The organism is Pseudomonas sp. GW823-FHT02E01, from assembly GCF_058797535.1.
Genome location: NZ_JBXAJS010000010.1, coordinates 137,718 through 155,279, shown reverse-complemented (window position 1 = coordinate 155,279; position 17,562 = coordinate 137,718). Strand labels below are relative to the sequence as shown.

The following is a 17,562-nucleotide window of genomic DNA, read 5'->3' as shown; positions in this document are numbered from 1 at the left end:
AGTGACTGAGTCGTTTTCGGCCCTTCGCGACAGGCAGCAGTCAGCCAAAAGCGGGCGCTCACAGCGGATTTAGATTTTGACGTGTGCCCACTCTATAAACGGCTCTGGAAAAACGACGGCAGCAAAGTAGTCGCCTAACCTGGGCGCTGGGCTCGTTCCGATTCATCCAGGTGCTCTAGCAGCACCGCTATCGTCGCATCCCGCAGCTTGATTGCCTCCATCCAGTCCGGCCCGTCTGCCAACAGCGGAGGACAGACGTTGACGTGGATTGCACCGTGGCGCGGGTACCACTGACCGTCGCGCAGCACCTTGCGCGTGCCGCAAATTGCGACCGGCAGCAGCGGCACGCCGGCACGCGCAGCTAGCACGAAGGCGCCCATATGGAACGTTCGCAATCCTGGCTCGCGGGTGAAGGTTCCCTCGGGAAAGAACACCAGGGGCTGGCCAGCCTGCAGCGCCTCGGCCAGGGGCTCGGTGTCTGCGGCGCTGCGCTGCAGGTCGAAGCGTTCGACAAAGCGGGCGCCGAGCTTGCGCAGGAACCGGCCGGCGATCCACTGGCCAGCCAATTCGCGCTTGGCGACGAAGCTGAACTGCGGCGGTAGGGCCGCGCTGAGAATGACACCATCGAGGTAGCTGGCATGGTTTGCAGCCAGCACGCTCACCGAGGAGGAAGGCAGGCGCTCGAGTCCCGTGACACTGAACGGAACACCCGCCAGGCGCAGAAACAGCCGGGAGGCCGCACGGGTAAAGCTGCGACACCAACGCTGGCGCGGCAGGATCGCAACGACCAGCCAGGTCAGCGGTGTGACCAGCCAGAACAGCAGCCAGATGTAAGTGGCATACAACGCGGCGCGGCAGGTCTGCCAGCTGCGACCGAAATGCCCGCGCAAGGCCTGCAATACCAGGCGCAACAGCTGGCGCCAAACGGCCAGGTGCGGCCGCCCCACTTCGCCGCGCTCATACAGTTCACGACTGGCAGCACGGCGAAGCTTTCCGCTGGAGGTTTTCAGTACGCTATGCGGTGGCGCCAGAACGATATCGTCGGGCGCCACACCGGTGAGGTCGAACACGATACGGTTGACCTCCTGCTGCAGCTGTTGCCGCGCAGCAGCGTCCTTCTCGTAGCTTTCCGCCAACACCACCAGGCGCTCGGTGCCGGTGGCCGGCTCCGGACTGCCGAACACCGCGATGCAGCCTTTGCGCAGCCCGGGCAGATTGCCGACCGCTGCTTCGACATCGTAGGGGTAGATGTTGCGCCCGGCACGGATGATCAAGTCCTTGGCGCGGCCGGTCAGGTAGACTTCGCCGCCGGCCATGTAGGCGAAGTCGAGCGAGTCGAACCAGCCATCGCGCAGCACCCGGCGGGTCTCTTCGGGGTTGCGGTAGTAGCCTGCCGAGGTAGACGGCCCGCGAAATTGCAGCCGCCCTTCGCTGCGTTCGGGCAGTTCGATTCCACTGCCATCGACAATACGAATCTGATGGCCCGGCAGTGGTCGACCGCTGGAGACGAAGCGCAGCGTTGCGCTGGCATCCGCTTCGACGGGCAGTGCATTGCCACGGGCCTGGAACGCGTCGCGCTGTACCCGATCGATCAGCGGTCCTCGGTCCAGGGGAGGAAAGGCCACGCCCAGTGTGGCCTCGGCCAACCCATAGACGGGCGCCAGCGCAGTGGGCGCCAAGCCGTAGCGAGCGAAACGTTCGGCGAAGCGCTGCAAAGTCTGCGGGCTGACCGGTTCGGCACCGTTGAAGGCCAGGCGCCAACTGCTCAGGTCCAGACCCTCGAGATCGTCGTCAGCGAGTTTGTTCAGACACAGCTCGTAGGCGAAGTTGGGCGCCGCCGACATCGTGCCGCGGAAGCGGTCGATGGCCCATAGCCAACGCGCCGGCCGTGCCAGGAAAGCCAGCGGCGACATCAGCATCAGACTGTAGCCGTAGTACAGGCTGCCCAGCCAGGCACCGATCAATCCCATGTCGTGGTACATGGGCAGCCAGCTGATGAACACGTCTTGCGGTCCCACCTTCAGAGCCCTCCCCATGGCGCGCAGATTGGCCAGCAGATTGGCGTGGCTGACCATCACACCCTTGGGCTGGCCAGTACTGCCCGAGGTGTACTGCAGGAAGGCGATGTCATCCGGTTGCCGCGGTGGTGTGATGCATTCGCCCCCCTCCTCCATCAGATCGGCCACGCTGGTGATGCGGGTCAGGCTCGGGACCTGCGGCTGGAGCAACCGGGCGAGCAGCTTCGCTTGCGTCACGGTAATCAGCACTTTGGCCTCGGCGTTGCGCAGAATACCGGCCTGGCGGCGCAGATGATCCTCTATCTGCGACAGGCGCAGCGGTGGGTAAATGGGCACCGGCACACCACCGGCCAACAGGATGCCGAAAAAGCCCTGGAGAAAGTCGCGGCCTGTGGGCAGCATCAGGGCCACGGTCTGACCGGCGTGCAAGCCACAGCGTTGCAGCCCTGCGGCTACGGCCAGGGCACTCTGGTGCAAGGCGCCATAGCTGATATCTTCCTGCTGGTCACTTTCACCTAGCAGGCGCACGTGGAGATGCTGCGGCTGCTGGCGCACATGCCAGTCGAGTACCTCGATCAAGGTCCGCGCGGCATCTGGCGTCTGCCCCGTTGCTATCAGGGTCTCGCTGGAGTTGCTGGAGGGCAACGGACGTACGGCCTCGGCGCCATGCCTGCTGTGCAGCACGCGCAGTATGTCGGTGGGGGTGTCTGCCGAGGCGAACAGGTTTTCTGGTAAGCGCACACCGAATTCGTGCTCGATACGTGACCAGAGCTCGACTCGAGTCAGGCTGTCTACGCCCAGATCCCGATCCAGCACGCTGTGCAAGGTGACTTGCAAACCTTCTGCCGCTTGCGGGCGCAGCTCGACCACGGTACGCCGGACAATTTCGAGCAATTTTTCCGCGTCCCCATCGCAACGGGGAACGGCACGGGTTTCTGGAGGCGGACGAGGCATCGGCAGCCCCTCATGACAGAACACTCTGTGTGTAGATCCTTGCCAACTGCCATTATGCGCCTACGGAGGCGACTGGGAATGCCATCATCAGCTGCAGCGCTCGCAGGATGGGTGAGCCGGGGCTAGGCTTCTGAAGAACGCAGCCCCTGCAGAGAGATCTGCCATGCCAGCCAGCCTTGCCCCCGGAGTGACACGCCGAGAAATCTGGGCCTGGGCGATGTTCGATTTCGCCAACTCCGGCTACACGACCGTGGTGATCACCGCCGTGTTCAACGCCTACTTCGTCGCGGTGGTCACCAAGGGCGAGGCCTGGGGGACGCTGGCCTGGACCAGCGCCATATCCCTCTCTTACGCCTTGATCATCCTGACCGCGCCGCTGATCGGTGCCTACGCCGACGCCTTCGCCTGCAAGAAACGCCTGCTGCTGTTCAGCACGATCGGTTGCGTCACCTTTACCGCTGGACTGGCGTTGGCCGGGCCGGGGGAGCTCGGCGTTGCGATTCTGTTCATCGTGCTATCCAACTACTGCTTCGGCAGCGGCGAGAACCTGATTGCCGCCTTCCTGCCCCAACTCGCCCGTGCGGATGCCTTGGGCAAGGTGTCCGGCTGGGGCTGGGGGGTTGGCTATATAGGCGGCCTGGTCAGCCTGGGCGCCTGCCTGGCCTTCGTCAGCTGGGCCCAGGCGCAAGGCCAGACAGCGGCGCAGTTCGTGCCGGTGTGCATGCTGATCACTGCGGTCTTGTTCGCGTTGGCCAGCGTACCGACCTTCCTGTTCTTGCGTGAACGCAGCCTGCCGCAGACAGGGAGCAGCGACAGGCCTATCCCGCAAGCGGCGCTGGCGCGCTTCGCGCAGACGCTGCGCGAAGCCGACCGCTATCGTGACCTGCTGCGCTTCCTTGCCTGCACCGTCTGCTACCAGGCCGGTATCTCGGCGGTGATCACCCTGGCTGCCATCTATGCCAATCAGGTCATGGGCTTCAGTACCCAGGACACGCTGCTGCTGATCTTCGTGGTGAATATCACGGCCTCCATCGGTGCCGTGCTGTTCGGTTGGCTGCAGGATCGCCTCGGCCATCGCACCACGCTGGCGCTGACCCTGCTGGGCTGGCTCGGCATGGTCGGTCTGGTCTGGGTCGCGCGCGGCCCCGGGCTGTTCTGGCTGGCGGCCAACCTCGCCGGTCTGTGCATGGGCGCCAGCCAATCGGCCGGACGTGCGATAGTCGGTCTGCTCGCGCCGCCGACGCGGCTAGCGGAGTTCTTCGGCCTCTGGGGGCTGGCCGTCAAACTGTCGGCAATCCTCGGCCCCATGACTTACGGCTTGACCAGTTGGCTGTCCGGAGGCGATCACCGCCTGGCGATGCTGATTACCGGCAGCTATTTCGTTGTCGGCCTGCTGATCCTGGCCGGCGTCAACCTGGAGCGCGGGCGGCAGGTAGCTGTCAGCCATACCGAGAGTCTCGAAAAGTGAAAGAGACTCCCTGCATCGGGTCAGTCTTCGCCTGTCGAAACTGACCTAATTCGGCCAAAAGCTGCTGGTGATGAATCAAACACAACGATGTGTCCAGTCTGCCAAACACATTCGCCTCATGAGTTTTCACGTAGCTTGCAAAAGTCATGCGAATAGGGATAGATCGCTTTAAAACGTCAACTCATCACATGTCTTGCTGCCAGGTCTATTTATGCCGCTCAGCTTTCATAAAATGCACGCCAATGGCGATGATTTCGTTATCGTCGACTCGCGAAAATCACCGAATCCAATCACCAGCAATATGGCTCGTCTAATGGGAGATCGGAACCGAGGAATCGGCTTCAATCAACTCGCGGTGGTGTTTGATTGCGATGATGCAGATGCGCGTTTGATGTTCTGGAATGCAGATGGCTCAACGCTGGACGCTTGTGGCAGCGCAACGCGCGGGGCCGCTGATATGCTGATGCGTGAATCCAATATGACTTCGGCAGCACTGCGAACCAACCGTGGCCTGCTGACTTGCGAACGAACTTCAACCGGCGCCATTTCTGTAAACATGGGAAAGCCACTTTTGGGTTGGTCGGATGTTCCTCTGGCTTTGGAAATGGACACTTTAGTGATGCCACTTGCCGGTCACCCAACAGCTTGCAGCATGGGAAATCCGCACTGCACCTATTTTGTGGATGACCTGGCAGCCGTTGAGATTGCGACGATTGGACCGGGAGTTGAAACCAACCCCTTGTTTCCCCTCAGGACGAACGTGCATTTCGTCCAGATCATTGACCGAAAGCACATCCGGTTGCGAATTTGGGAGCGCGGGGGTGGTATCCCGCTGGGTTCAGGCTCCTGCTCTTGTGGCGCCGCGGTTAACGGAATTCGTCGTGGCTTGTTAGACAATTGCGTTGAGGTTGAATGTGACGGCGGAGTTGTAACGGTTCAATGGGATGGCGAGGGATCAGTTTTTCTCACCGGACCGGTAGAGACGACTTTTTCAGGAACAATCGCGGATGCTTTGTTGAAAGCTTGATTTTCAGGTAAGCCACTATTGGCCGACTTTTGCCTGTCGCCACCGTCTGCTTTGGGTTGTGGATTCAACCGGTCGATGACTACGCCGATCAGTCGACCATCACTGTCGCGCTCAGCTAGCGTCGGTGCCGCCATCGCCCGTTCTTGTCTCAAATTCATCCTTATTCTCCCGTAACCCGTGTTTTGCTCTTCGTCAAAGTCAGGCTCAACAGTACCGAAATCAAGATGATGCCGCCGACTGTGGTCAGCGACCATTGGATCGGCATGTGCCACCACGGCGCGACCAGCATCTTGCCGCCGATGAACACCAGTACGATGGCCAGACCATATTTGAGCAAGTGGAAACGGTAGGCCATGTCGGCAAGCAGAAAATACAGTGCGCGCATGCCCATGATGGCGAAGATATTGGAGGTGAACACGATGAAGGGGTCGGTGGTGACGGCGAAGATAGCCGGGATGCTGTCGACCGCGAACACCAGGTCGCTGGCCTCGATCAGTACCAGCACCGGGAACATCGGTGTCGCCCAGCGCAGGCCGTTCTGGCGCACGAAGAAGTGCTCGCCGTGAAAACCGTCGGTGATGCGAAGATGGCTACGCAGCCAGCGCAGCAAAGGGTTCTTTTCGAGCTCTGGCTGCTGGTTGGCGAAGATCAGCATCTTGAAGCCGGTGATGAGGAGGAAAGCGCCAAAGACATAGAGCAGCCAGGCAAACTCCTGCACCAGCCAGACACCGGCGAAAATCATACCGGCGCGCATGATGATGGCGCCGAGCACGCCATAGAGCAGGACGCGGCGCTGCAACTCTTGCGGCACGGCGAAATAGCCGAAGATCATCACGAAAACGAACATGTTGTCGATCGACAGCGACTGCTCGATCAGGTAGCCCGTCAGGAATTCGAGCGTTGTACGCTGGGCCACTTCGGCGCCGAACATGCTGCGCAGATACCACCAGAGCAGAACGGAGAAGACCAACGCCAAACTGGCCCAGGCGATGACCCAGGCCAGCGCTTCGCGTACCGAAACACGATGCGCCTTGCGCCCGCCGAAAACGAAAAGATCCAGCGCCAGCATGGCGAGGACGAACCCGATAAAGGCGGCCCACATCCAAGATTGGCCGACGCTAATGGTGGTCATTTAACTATCCAAGGTTGGCCGATACTCATATAGCGCCGCACGATCACCCGCCCCAATGCGGGCGGCGCAGTGACTTAAGCGGTAGGCCAGGCGCTTGCTGAAGTAATCTCGAAACCGCGGCATTGGATGGCCTTCTGCATGACTGTCTCTGCATGAAGTAAATGGGCTGGAAGAGGTCATGCTAACGGGCATGTAGCATCAGTAAAAATCGTTTATTCGTTGCGAATTGTTCGTTTTTTACGAAGTGTTGATTCGAGAGACCGGCTTGCTCAACCTGAATCTGAGCCAAGCCGACCGTCAGCTATGGGTTGTGGATTCAACCGGCCAACGCAACAGATAGGCTAAATCGTTCAGCGGGCGTTTCGGGTCGGGGGGTACTGATGGGTTCCGCTGCCGTTGGTCGGCACCTTGCGCAGCAGTGCGATAGAAAACTATAGGAATAAACTCTCGTGCCGATATCACTGAGGCAAGGCCTGCGCGTGCCTGACCTTGAACCTGAGCGAACGAGCACATTGATGAGTGATAAATCTTTGGAAGAAAAAGCGGCATTGATGGTCGACCCACATGAAACGATGGCCAGTGTCGGACAGATCACTGCCGGGCGCGATGCCCTGCGACAGAGCCTGGACAAGGCTGATCGCGCGGTTCAGGAGCTTCAGGAGCAACTGGACTTGGCAAAGACGCTGATGACCCGTCTGCTGGCGGCGAGTTTTGCGTCGACCGGCAAACTTTCCGCGCCCCTTACAAACTGGGGGCTAAATGAGATCGACGTTGTCGAACGGGAGATGGCCTGCTATTTGAATTCTACCAATGAGGCGAGCGCCGCTTCATAGGTCGCGCACTGAATGCATATGGCGGGCTGCCGGAAGTCATGCCGCCCCGCCAGCTACACTTATTCGATACATTTCCGCACAGAGACTTCCGCCATGACGACCAAAACCGCAATCGTATTCGCTGGCGGTGGCAGTTTGGGGGCGGTGCAGGTGGGAATGTTGCGGGCCCTGGTCGAAGCCAATGTTCGGTTTGACATGGTGATTGGTGCTTCGGTAGGCGCTATCAACGGTGCCTACTTTGCCGCAAGACCCGATTCCGATGGCGTCCAGGCGCTCGCCGGATTCTGGCGCGGGCTGAGTAAAACTGACATCTTCCCCCTCTCTTGGTTCGATACCTGTAGAGGATTGATCAAACGGCGTGGCTATCTGTTACAGCCGTCGGCCTTGAATCGGCTGCTGGGTCAGGCACTGCCCATTCACCGCATTGAGGATGCGGTGCTGCCCCTGTACATCGTCACCACCAACCTGCTCAGTGGTGCCGAGACGGTTCTGTCCAGTGGCGAACTCGAGCAGGCGTTACTGGCCAGCGCTGCCATTCCGCTGGTGTTCCCCTGCGTACAAATCGCCGATCAGTTTCTGGTTGATGGCGGCGTGGCAAGCAATACACCTATTTCGACTGCCGTAGCCTTGGGAGCCACCAACGTCGTGGTAATCCCCACCGGAGTGAGTTGCGACCTGACGCAACCTCCCCGAGGACTGGTCGCCTTGGCCCTGCACACCGTCAATCTGATGAGCATGCGCCAGCTGGTGAGCGACATCGAACACTTCCGCACTGTCACCAGCCTGCACATCGTCCCGCCCTTGTGCCCGGTGGATGTCTCGGTTTTCAACTTTGACCAGACCGAGTCTTTGCTGCAGCGTGCCTATGAGCAGACCCTTCGGTGGCTGGAACGTGGGGGGCTCGAACGCACCAAGGTCCCTGGTGCCCTTTCCATCCATTCGCATGCCCATGAGCATTGAGTGATGTGAATTACCAAAACAGCGAACCTTCAGGCCGGAGCACCCAGAGCGATGCCTGCGTTTCAAAATCAACCCAAATCTCGCCCTACCCGCCCTAAATGCCGCCATCCTGGAATTCACGCTTCGGGTTGCCCATGATGTGGCGGCAACGTTTAGCGCTGAGGCCCCTCTACATTACACCGATGAAAAACGCTTTCGATAATCACTGGGACCAACCCCGAGACGCCGCATGAATGCCCTCCTGAACCCGTCCGTATTGGCATAACCTACTGTATCGGCCAAGCGCTTGAGTGATACGTCCGAGTCTTCGATTAACCGTCTGGCCGCATCGATGCGCGCCAGTTCGACAAATTCGGCCGGGGTTGAACCGGCTTCGGCCTTGAAGGTACGGGCGAAGTTGCGCTCGCTCATACCGGCGCGGGCGGCCAGGATGGGTACGCTCAAGTCGGCCTTCAGGTGTTCCACAACATAATCCTGCACGTCTCGGATCACGCTGCGTTCGGCGGTTTGTGCTGCCAATTGCGCGCTGAACTGCGATTGTCCGCCGGGCCGCTTGAAGAACATCACCATTTCACGGGCAACGCTGAGCGCCAGTTCTCTGCCGTGGTCTTCTTCGACCAGCGCCAAAGCCAGGTCCATGCCCGCCGTGACCCCTGCCGAGGTGTAGATGTTGCCATCCTTGATAAAGATGCTGTCCGGGTCGACATGGGTTTGCGGGTGTTCCCTGGCCAGCTTTGCGCTGGCGTTCCAGTGAGTGGTGACACGGCGTCCGTCAAGCAGCCCGGCGGCGGCCAGCAAAAAGGCACCGCTACAGACGGAGCCGATACGACGTACGGATTTCGCCTGCCGGCGTAGCCATTCCTGCAATGCAGGGTCCAGGGCAATTTCATCGATGTGTGGACTGCCAGCGACAAGCAAGGTGTCAATCTTGCCTTTATACGTTTCAAAGGTGTCGTCGATGGCAAGCTTCAAACCACTTGAGCTTTTGATCATCCCTTTGCCGGTGCCGATCACTTCAACCCGATAGGCGCGTGGGTTGCCCAGTTGCCTGGCTGCTTCGGCGAAGACATCGGCAGGTCCGACAACGTCCAGCAGTTGCACGCGGGGGAAGGCCAGGAGGGTTATGCGCATGATGTCTGTCCTCGTCGAATCATTGGCTGAATACGTCGCTTAATGACTATTTCAGCCAATGTCTGTTTGGCTGAAAATATCCCCAACAGCAAATTCAGTCAAACGAGAGACTGCCATGAACACTGCATATACCCCCACGGTCGCTGCCGCTCAATCGGTGCAAACCAGCAATACGTCCATCAAAAACCTGCCTATCAATCTGTTCGGCTCGGTCATGGGCCTGGCCGGTCTGGGACTGGCTTGGCGCTTGAGTGGTCAGTATTACGGTGTCGGCGAAGTGTTGGGTGAAGCGATTGGCGCCCTGGCCGGCCTGGTATTCGTGCTGCTGACCTTGGGTTACCTGGGCAAATGGGTGAAACATCCAGAGGCGGTAAAGGCCGAGTTCAACCATCCGATCGCCAGCAACTTTTTCGGCACCGTCACCATTGCATTGTTGCTGCTTTCGGCAGTCGCCGCGCCCCACAACGAATTGCTCGGACGGGCTCTCTGGATACTGGGCAGCGCACTGACGGTGTTGCTCGCAGGCCTCGTGGTTTTCCGTCTGTTGTCGGGCAATCAGGATTCGTTGAATGCCGTACCTGCCTGGTTGATTCCGGGTGTTGCCACCCTCGATATCGCGGTAACCGGTGCGCATATGCCCATGGCCTGGGTTGCTGAGTTCAACCTGTTTGCCCTCGCCGTGGGTGCGGTGCTGGCGCTGGTTTTCTTCACCCGGATCTTTTCGCGGCTGGTGCATGAGACAACGCTGGCCAAAGGCATGGTGCCTCCGCTGATGGTCCTTATTGCCCCCTTTGAAGTCGGTTTCCTGGCGTACACCAACGTGTTCGGCGAGATCGACAGGTTTGCCAGCGTATTGTTCTACTTCGGCCTGTTTCTGTTCGTGGTGCTCGGCTTCAAAGTGTTCCGTCGCGATGTGCCCTTTGCCCCTTCGTGGTGGGCAATCAGCTTTCCCATCGCGGCCCTGAGCAATGCCGCGCTGAAATATGCACATGCCCAGGACAACACCGTGCTGATGGTAATCGCTGCTGTAATTCTGCTGTTTCTCACAGTGGCACTGACCGTGTTGTTGGTGAAAACCCTGATCAGCCTGATCAGCGGCAAACTGTTGGCCAACTGACCTTTTACCTCCCTTTGGCGAGCCTTGACCGGCTCGCTTTTTTTTTGCCCATACAGGTTTCATCGAATGACTTACAACACATCGTGGTTACTGCTGATCGTTGCCGGACTCCTGGAGATTTTCTTTGCGGTCGGCTTGAAATCTGCCAATGGCCTTGAAAGGCCCTGGCTGCTGGTCGGCACGGTCGTAGTATTGGCCGGCAGTTTGAGCCTGTTGACGATGGCTTTGCGGGTGCTGCCTGTAGGAACCGCCTATGCGGTCTGGACCGGCATCGGCGCTGCCGGCACAGCCGTCGTTGGAATGTATTGGATGGGTGATGCGGTATCGTTCTGGAAACTTGTCTGGATCGGCATGATCCTGCTGAGCGTCGCCGGACTACGCTGGGCAGCCTGAACAGGGCAAATAATTAATTGATTAACAGCCTCATTTTTTAGTCCAGTGAGGAACAGGAAACATAGACGAAGGGAGTCGCAAGCGGACACTCGGTCAGCTCAGTTTTCAGCCACTTAGTCGAATCTTCAACGCATCGATTTTTTGGCTTTGAAGAAACTGGGGGGCAGTTTCTTACCCCCCCAAGTTGCCTAACCTCGTAGGAAAGCGAGCAAATCGGCGTTGATTGTATCGGCGTTCGTCGTAGGCATTCCGTGCGGGAAGCCCGAGTAGGTTTTCAGCGTGCTGTTTTGCAACAGTTTGGCTGACAAGAGCCCCGAGTTTTCATAAGGCACGATCTGATCATCATCACCATGCATCACCAGCACGGGGGTCGTGATGCTCTTTAGATCGTCGGTAAAGTCGGTCTGGGAAAAGGCCACGATCCCGTCATAGTGTGCCTTTGCGCAGCCCATCATGCCTTGTCGCCACCAGTTCCGGATGATGCCCTCAGACGGTTTTGCACCAGGGCGGTTATAACCGTAGAAAGGCCCGGCTGGAACGTCATGGTAGAACTGTGCGCGGTTGGCCTTCAGCTGTGCCTGCAAGTCATCGAAAACCGACTTTGGCAAGCCGCCTGGATTGCTCGGTGTCTGAACCATCAAGGGTGGCACGGCGCTGATTATGGCGGCCTTCGACACTCGGTCTTCGCCGTGGCGCGCAATGTAATGGATGACTTCACCACCGCCGGTGGAGTGCCCCACATGAACTGCGCCTTGTACCCCAAGATGGTTGACCACGGCCGCGACGTCATCAGCATAGTGATCCATGTCGTGGCCGTCCCAGACCTGACTGGATCGCCCGTGACCACGCCGGTCGTGTGCAATGACCCGGTAGCCGTTCGCCAGGAAAAAGAGCATCTGCGCATCCCAGTCGTCCGCACTGAGTGGCCATCCGTGATGAAAAAAGATCACTTGGGCATCGCGTGGTCCCCAGTCTTTGTAAAAGATCTCAACACCGTCCTGCGTAGTGACATAACCCATGTTCGCATCTCCCGAATGAAATGGAGGGTATGACCAATCGTGTCCTGATCGTGCCCCTTGTTGAACCTTGCCCTTGTTCAATAACGTGCAGCCCATCCAATAGGCGGTTCCCAGGGATTGGTCCTGGTCTGGTTTTCGCCCACCCCTGAATTCCATGGCGTTTTAGCAATGCATTACATCCGCGCAGCTTGGTCGCCAAATCACTTTAGGTTTAAAGTCAACTTTAAGGTCAATGGCTTTTTTGGGGTGGGATATGAGAATAGGCGAACTGGCGAAAATCAGCGGACTGGCGCCTTCACGGATTCGCTTTTACGAAGCGAGCGGCCTGATCAAATCTGTCGGGCGCAAAGCCAATGGGTATCGGGACTATGCACCTGATACGGAGTGGGTTTTGGAGATCATCACGGGCGCCCAGGCGGCGGGGTTTTCACTGGAAGAAATTCGACAATTACTGCCGATGAATGCGAACGGTTGGCGGCATGAAGAGTTGCTCAGTGGACTCAAGCGCAAGGTTGAGGAAATCGAAGTCCTGCAGCAACGGCTGGCCCTCAATAAAGCGCAACTTCTTCTGGTTATCGAGGGAGTTGAAAGCAAGCCTGAAGGCATGGGTTGCGTGGACAACACGCAGTTGTTATTGCATCGTCTACGCGAGGAAGGTGTGGCGGTAGCACCACGCGGCCGTGATATTGCGTCGTCCAAGTAAAACGTCACCTGTCAGGCTTGTGAGGTCTGACAGGTTTTTGCCGGATCGTTGAATCAGTGTGCGTTAGCCAGTGCCGCTAACGGCTTCGGCGCGTAGAGTGCACTTTGGAACGCGGGCACGTATTCGTACTTCATCATTTTCCCCAGCTTCAAGGAGCGGATGTAGTTCGACAGGCTGGTTCAGCCTCAGTTCGACGCGCTGGAGGTTAAACCCCCGGCAACCTTGAACACCCGCGCCATGCCCTCATTCACAAGCGGAATATTCGACTCCGCTCCTTCGCGTCATCCCGTCTCCCCTTCCCAGTAGTCTGAATCTCCTACCCCGTCTGGGAGTATCGGCCGATGTATATCGTCCGGCGTTTATCCATAGTTGTGGCATGTACCAAAAAAAGGTCCGCGGTCCGGCCTTGGTGACTGCAATTGCTTTGGAGAAAGTCATGGCTACTCAGAAAAAAAACTCATCGTCAACGAACGATCAGATCGCTCTATTCACCCAGCCCCTCACCACTGACCTCAACGAGTCATTGGTGACAACGTCGGTTACAGCCAGCGCTTTGGGCGTCGTGGCGACCGGCGAGGACGTGACCCTGGACGAAACGGCGGGGTTGCAGAACGCCACTGCCACGCCAACCCCTGCGGGGGACGCTGACGACAACGACATTCTGGTGGCGTCCCTGCCCACGACCTTCGCTAACCGTTTGGCCGGACTTGGGGCAGGCACCGCCACGGGTGCGGCCTTGAGCGGCTATACCGGTGCCGCGGGCAACACGGGCAGCGATGCATTCACCGTCACCGCCGCGCCCGGAGGAAGCATTACCGATATCAGCTTCACCGACAGTTCAGGCGCACCGCTCAATGGCCTGGACAGCGGACTCGATACCCTCGATGGCACCAGCATCCTTCTCTATACCGATACGAACGACAACAACATCGTCGTGGGCCGAGCCGGGGGCCCGGCCGGTGCGATCGTGTTCGCTGCCTACATTGAAGAAACCGGTTCGCCGGTCACGGGCGGCAAGATCTGGACCGTGGAGTACCAACCGCTCAAGCATCCCGATATGACGGATGCCGATGACTCGCTCAATCTGCTGAATAAGGTTTTCATCGGAGCCAGTGAGGATCTGGTGTTCAGCCTGGCCAATGCGCCCTCCGGTCAGAACCTGTTCCTGATGTTCACGAAGGCGAACCCGAACGTTGTCGATGACGGCGGTGTGTTGCGGATCACAGATCCCACCATCATTGCCACCGGCAAGGACCCTGCTGACCAGTCAAGCGGCGTCAACATAAACACTGGCGACACGATCAATACCAGCCAGGCGGGTGGCCCGACCACCTTCGGCACCAACAATCAGATGATTGTGGAGCAAGAGGGCATCCGCTTTTCGTTCGTCACAGGTGCCAGGCAGAATGTGACCATTCCCAACCTGGATCAGAACGAAGCCGACCTTGAATCCAACGTCGACTTTACCGACGTCTACAACACGAAGTCGGCCAATTTCGACGTTGTGCAATTGCAAAGCGGCAAGAGCGCTATCGTAAAAATCAGCGCATTCAGCACCGCGGCTGAACCTGGCGTGAATTTCATCAATGGATATGCGAATGATGCGACGGTGGCCATCACCAATGTTCGCGTGATCAACAATAGCACCGGGCTGGTGATCGAGAATTCAGACGGATCGGTGAATGATCCGGCCATTACCATCAGCTTTGCTGCAGGGGTCGCAACCCTCACCGGCATTAAAGCCGGCTACCAGATTGAATACACCACTACGGCGGATCACAACCGCGTGCTTATCGAGAACGGTGCGGCCGTCAATGCCAAGGGCAATGACCACGCCGACTTTGATATCGGTGGTTTCACGCTGGTCAAAGCCTCTGTTACCACCACCGAAATCGGCTCCAAGATGATCTTCGACGACGACGGGCCGAGCATCAGCACCACCGGCACGGAGCCGACGCTGACGGTGGACGAGACGGTACTGGCGACCAACGACACCCAGAGCTTTGCCGCCAACTTCAACTCGGCGTTTGGCGCCGATGGGGCCGGCACGCAGACCTATGCGCTGGACGTGGTGGCCGGAGCTTCCGGGTTGACCGACACGGAGACAGGCGAGGCGGTGAACCTGTCGCTCAACGGTGCAGTGGTCGAAGGCCGCACGGCCCTCGGCAACCTGCTGGTGTTCACGGTCAGCGTGGCCGCCAATGGTGATGTCACCCTCGACCAGCTCCGCGCCGTGGTGCATCCCGACCCAACCAATCCGGATGACTCGACGAGTTTGACCTCGGACGACCTGGTGACGCTGACGGCGACCACGACCGACGGGGACGGCGACAGCGCCCAGGCGACCCTCAACATCGGGCAGAACCTGGTGTTCAAGGACGACGGGCCGAGCATCAATACCACCGGCACGGAGCCGACGCTGACAGTGGACGAAACGGTGCTGGCGACCAATGATACCCAGAGCTTTGCCGCCAACTTCAATTCGGCGTTTGGCGCCGATGGTGCCGGCACCCTGACCTATGCGCTGGGTGTGGTGGCCGGAGCTTCCGGGTTGACCGACACGGCCACAGGCGAGGCGGTGAACCTGTCGCTCAACGGCACCGTGGTGGAAGGCCGCACGGCCCTCGGCAACCTGCTGGTGTTCACGGTCAGCGTGGCCGCCAATGGCAGCGTCACGCTCGACCAGCTCCGCGCCGTGGTGCATCCCGACGCCACCAATCCCGATGACTCGACGAGTTTGACCTCGGACAACCTGGTGACGCTGACCGCGACCATTACCGACAAGGAGGGCGACAGCGCCCAGGCGACGCTGAACATCGGGCAGAACCTGGTGTTCAAGGACGACGGGCCGAGCATCACCACCACCGGCACGGAGCCAACCCTGACAGTGGACGAGACGGTACTGCCGGCCGACGATACCCAGAGCTTCGCCGCCAACTTCACCTCGGCGTTTGGCGCCGATGGGGCTGGCACCCTGAGCTATGCGCTGGGCGTGGTGGCCGGGGCTTCCGGATTGACGGACACGGCCTCGAACCAGGCGGTGAACCTGTCGCTCAATGGCACCGTGGTGGAAGGCCGCACGGCCACGAGTAATCTGCTGGTGTTCACGGTCAGCGTAGCCGCCAATGGCAGCGTCACGCTGGACCAGCTCCGCGCCGTGGTGCATTCCGACCCAAGCAATCCCGATGATTCGAAATCGTTGACCTCGGACAACCTGGTGACGCTGACGGCGATCAAGACCGACGGGGACGGCGACAGCGCCCAGGCGACGCTGAACATCGGGCAGAACCTGGTGTTCAAGGACGACGGGCCGGCACTCAGTTTCGGCAACCTGATCGGGACCGGTAGCGTCCTTGCGCAATCCGGGTTCTGGAATATGGCGACGGGAGCCGACGGGCTGGGGGCGGCCGGTCTGGATATCTCGTTGGTCAATAACCAGTTCACTCTCGTCAGGCCGGACAACACGACCACGACCGGGACCGGCACACTCAGCGAGCTGTCGCCATCACCGGATGTCAATGGCGCGTACCAGTTCGCGGGAACCTTGACCGGTGATTTCGACAACAACGCCGCAACGGCGAATACCACCGTCGACTACACGTTGACCGCCTATGCCGATGGTCGCTATGCACTGGATCTGGTGCAAGGCTTCCGTTCGACGATCGTGCTCAGCAGTGCCGACGGCTCGCTCGCTGCCGGCGGCCCGGATCCGGTGCGCACATTGTTGATTCCGCAGACGAGCAACCCGGCTATTCCTTCGGCATCCGAGGAGATCGTGTTCTTTTCCGCGAAGGCGCTGGCGTCGACCGCGGACATCCTGACCGGCATCGGGCTCGGAGCACCCGACCCTACCGAAGCCGCGCTACAGACCAACCCCCTGCCGTCGTACATCGACCCGAGGGCCATGAACGTCAGCACGTCCGGCATCGGCGTCGCCAACAACGTGCTCCAGGGCGATAACCTGGCGGCAATCAGCGCCGTCGATGAAAGTTTCGTCATCAATCCAGAGAGCCTACTGACGGCAATGAAGGTCTTCATCGACAACTCCGTGGCGGGTTACAACACCGCGACCGAGGACCTGTACTACCGGATCTACTACGCGGATGGCACGTTTTCGGACCGCATCGAGGTGAACACCCTGACGCCGGAGGCTGGCGGGCAGGTGTCCTTCCTCGTCGAGAAGGCGGGTACGACACTGATCGACGCGGTTCAGCTGACGATGGGCCGGGGCGATATCAAGATCCCGGTGATCCAGTTCATTCAGGAGAGCGAGAGTCTGGCCAGCGATGTCCAGCTGGCGTTCAGCGCGACGCTGACGGACAAGGACGGGGACTCGGCGACGAGTACCTTTGACGCCAACCTGTTCGCCAACGAACCGGACAACGCACCCTTCGACTTCACGTTGGTTGGCACGATCGGTGAGCAGGATGCGTTCAACATCGATCTGTCAGTCAATGAGAACCTGTACCAGGTCACCGGCTTCGATGCGGGCCCGGGCGTGCGGGACAGGCTGGTGCTCAACGGCGACCCGAACGCCGCTGTCCAATCGATCGACAACACCGGTGCCGACAGCATCGTGACGGTTGCCGAGACGGGCGGACAAACAACGACCATCACCTTGATCGGGGTTGATGTTCTGAATACCGACGTCTTTTTTGGCAGTGCTTGAAGCTTTGCGCGTGAACGGATGCGAGGGTGGCCTAGGAAACCACCCTCGTATTCTTTTTGCAGTTCAGATAAGAGATTCGGATGATCGCATGCGCGGCGAATGTCCGGGTGGTCATTGATACTGACCATCACCCTGCCC

At 59.3% G+C, this 17,562-nt stretch carries 12 protein-coding genes and 1 pseudogene; 8 read left to right on the top strand and 5 right to left on the bottom strand.

From position 1 onward, the window contains the following. Positions 1-134: 134 nt before the first annotated feature. A complete protein-coding gene (locus AC1RDQ_RS23070; RefSeq protein WP_492588229.1) occupies positions 135-2,972 on the bottom strand; it encodes an AMP-binding protein in 2,838 nt (945 codons plus the stop codon). Between the two features lie 163 nt (positions 2,973-3,135). On the opposite strand from AC1RDQ_RS23070, the gene AC1RDQ_RS23065 reads away from it, so the two are divergent. Continuing rightward, positions 3,136-4,440 carry an MFS transporter gene (locus AC1RDQ_RS23065; RefSeq protein WP_492588228.1) on the top strand — a complete coding sequence of 435 codons (1,305 nt, stop codon included), beginning with the start codon at positions 3,136-3,138 and terminating at the stop codon, positions 4,438-4,440. A gap of 211 nt (positions 4,441-4,651) precedes the next feature. Next, positions 4,652-5,467, top strand: a complete 816-nt coding sequence (gene dapF / locus AC1RDQ_RS23060) for a diaminopimelate epimerase (RefSeq protein WP_407516935.1) — start codon at positions 4,652-4,654, stop codon at positions 5,465-5,467. Between the two features lie 160 nt (positions 5,468-5,627). On the opposite strand, the gene AC1RDQ_RS23055 is transcribed toward dapF, so the two are convergent. Further along, positions 5,628-6,599: a TerC family protein gene (locus AC1RDQ_RS23055; RefSeq protein WP_492588227.1), complete on the bottom strand. Its 972-nt coding sequence runs from the start codon at positions 6,597-6,599 to the stop codon at positions 5,628-5,630. Between the two features lie 515 nt (positions 6,600-7,114). On the opposite strand from AC1RDQ_RS23055, the gene AC1RDQ_RS23050 reads away from it, so the two are divergent. Continuing rightward, the gene (locus tag AC1RDQ_RS23050; protein WP_340312105.1) at positions 7,115-7,432 is read left to right on the top strand and encodes a hypothetical protein; all 318 of its coding nucleotides are present in this window, start codon (positions 7,115-7,117) and stop codon (positions 7,430-7,432) included. A gap of 93 nt (positions 7,433-7,525) precedes the next feature. Further along, positions 7,526-8,392, top strand: coding sequence for a patatin-like phospholipase family protein (locus AC1RDQ_RS23045; protein WP_057714630.1), 867 nt, complete (start codon positions 7,526-7,528; stop codon positions 8,390-8,392). A 174-nt stretch (positions 8,393-8,566) separates the two neighbouring features. On the opposite strand, the gene AC1RDQ_RS23040 is transcribed toward AC1RDQ_RS23045, so the two are convergent. After that, complete coding sequence (locus AC1RDQ_RS23040) at positions 8,567-9,523, bottom strand: GlxA family transcriptional regulator (RefSeq protein ID WP_154859811.1); 957 nt, start codon at positions 9,521-9,523, stop codon at positions 8,567-8,569. 115 nt (positions 9,524-9,638) lie between these two features. Here AC1RDQ_RS23040 and AC1RDQ_RS23035 point away from each other — a divergent pair, with 115 nt between their 5' ends. Continuing rightward, positions 9,639-10,640 (top strand): SLAC1 anion channel family protein, encoded by a 1,002-nt coding sequence (locus AC1RDQ_RS23035; RefSeq protein WP_492588226.1) that lies wholly within the window; start codon positions 9,639-9,641, stop codon positions 10,638-10,640. Positions 10,641-10,706: 66 nt separating this feature from the next. After that, positions 10,707-11,033, top strand: a complete 327-nt coding sequence (locus AC1RDQ_RS23030; RefSeq protein WP_492588225.1) for a DMT family transporter — start codon at positions 10,707-10,709, stop codon at positions 11,031-11,033. Between the two features lie 188 nt (positions 11,034-11,221). On the opposite strand, the gene AC1RDQ_RS23025 is transcribed toward AC1RDQ_RS23030, so the two are convergent. Then, the gene (locus AC1RDQ_RS23025) at positions 11,222-12,052 is read right to left on the bottom strand and encodes an alpha/beta fold hydrolase (protein WP_154947244.1); all 831 of its coding nucleotides are present in this window, start codon (positions 12,050-12,052) and stop codon (positions 11,222-11,224) included. A gap of 253 nt (positions 12,053-12,305) precedes the next feature. Between AC1RDQ_RS23025 and AC1RDQ_RS23020 the strand changes: the two genes are divergently transcribed. After that, positions 12,306-12,755, top strand: a complete 450-nt coding sequence (locus AC1RDQ_RS23020; RefSeq protein WP_090455530.1) for a MerR family transcriptional regulator — start codon at positions 12,306-12,308, stop codon at positions 12,753-12,755. A 53-nt stretch (positions 12,756-12,808) separates the two neighbouring features. Here the strand turns inward: AC1RDQ_RS23020 and AC1RDQ_RS23015 are convergent. After that, positions 12,809-12,931 (bottom strand): annotated as a pseudogene (locus tag AC1RDQ_RS23015) (acetoacetate decarboxylase (ADC)); the annotation flags it as partial. A 260-nt stretch (positions 12,932-13,191) separates the two neighbouring features. On the opposite strand from AC1RDQ_RS23015, the gene AC1RDQ_RS23010 reads away from it, so the two are divergent. After that, positions 13,192-17,424 (top strand): DUF5801 repeats-in-toxin domain-containing protein, encoded by a 4,233-nt coding sequence (locus AC1RDQ_RS23010; RefSeq protein WP_492588224.1) that lies wholly within the window; start codon positions 13,192-13,194, stop codon positions 17,422-17,424. Positions 17,425-17,562 lie beyond the last annotated feature (138 nt).

Coding starts and splice junctions, on each gene's coding strand:
- AC1RDQ_RS23070 (WP_492588229.1), bottom strand. CDS start 2,972: ATGCCTCGTCCGCCTCCAGAAACCCGTGCCGTTCCCCGTTGCGATGGG.
- AC1RDQ_RS23065 (WP_492588228.1), top strand. CDS start 3,136: ATGCCAGCCAGCCTTGCCCCCGGAGTGACACGCCGAGAAATCTGGGCC.
- dapF (WP_407516935.1), top strand. CDS start 4,652: ATGCCGCTCAGCTTTCATAAAATGCACGCCAATGGCGATGATTTCGTT.
- AC1RDQ_RS23055 (WP_492588227.1), bottom strand. CDS start 6,599: ATGACCACCATTAGCGTCGGCCAATCTTGGATGTGGGCCGCCTTTATC.
- AC1RDQ_RS23050 (WP_340312105.1), top strand. CDS start 7,115: ATGAGTGATAAATCTTTGGAAGAAAAAGCGGCATTGATGGTCGACCCA.
- AC1RDQ_RS23045 (WP_057714630.1), top strand. CDS start 7,526: ATGACGACCAAAACCGCAATCGTATTCGCTGGCGGTGGCAGTTTGGGG.
- AC1RDQ_RS23040 (WP_154859811.1), bottom strand. CDS start 9,523: ATGCGCATAACCCTCCTGGCCTTCCCCCGCGTGCAACTGCTGGACGTT.
- AC1RDQ_RS23035 (WP_492588226.1), top strand. CDS start 9,639: ATGAACACTGCATATACCCCCACGGTCGCTGCCGCTCAATCGGTGCAA.
- AC1RDQ_RS23030 (WP_492588225.1), top strand. CDS start 10,707: ATGACTTACAACACATCGTGGTTACTGCTGATCGTTGCCGGACTCCTG.
- AC1RDQ_RS23025 (WP_154947244.1), bottom strand. CDS start 12,052: ATGGGTTATGTCACTACGCAGGACGGTGTTGAGATCTTTTACAAAGAC.
- AC1RDQ_RS23020 (WP_090455530.1), top strand. CDS start 12,306: ATGAGAATAGGCGAACTGGCGAAAATCAGCGGACTGGCGCCTTCACGG.
- AC1RDQ_RS23010 (WP_492588224.1), top strand. CDS start 13,192: ATGGCTACTCAGAAAAAAAACTCATCGTCAACGAACGATCAGATCGCT.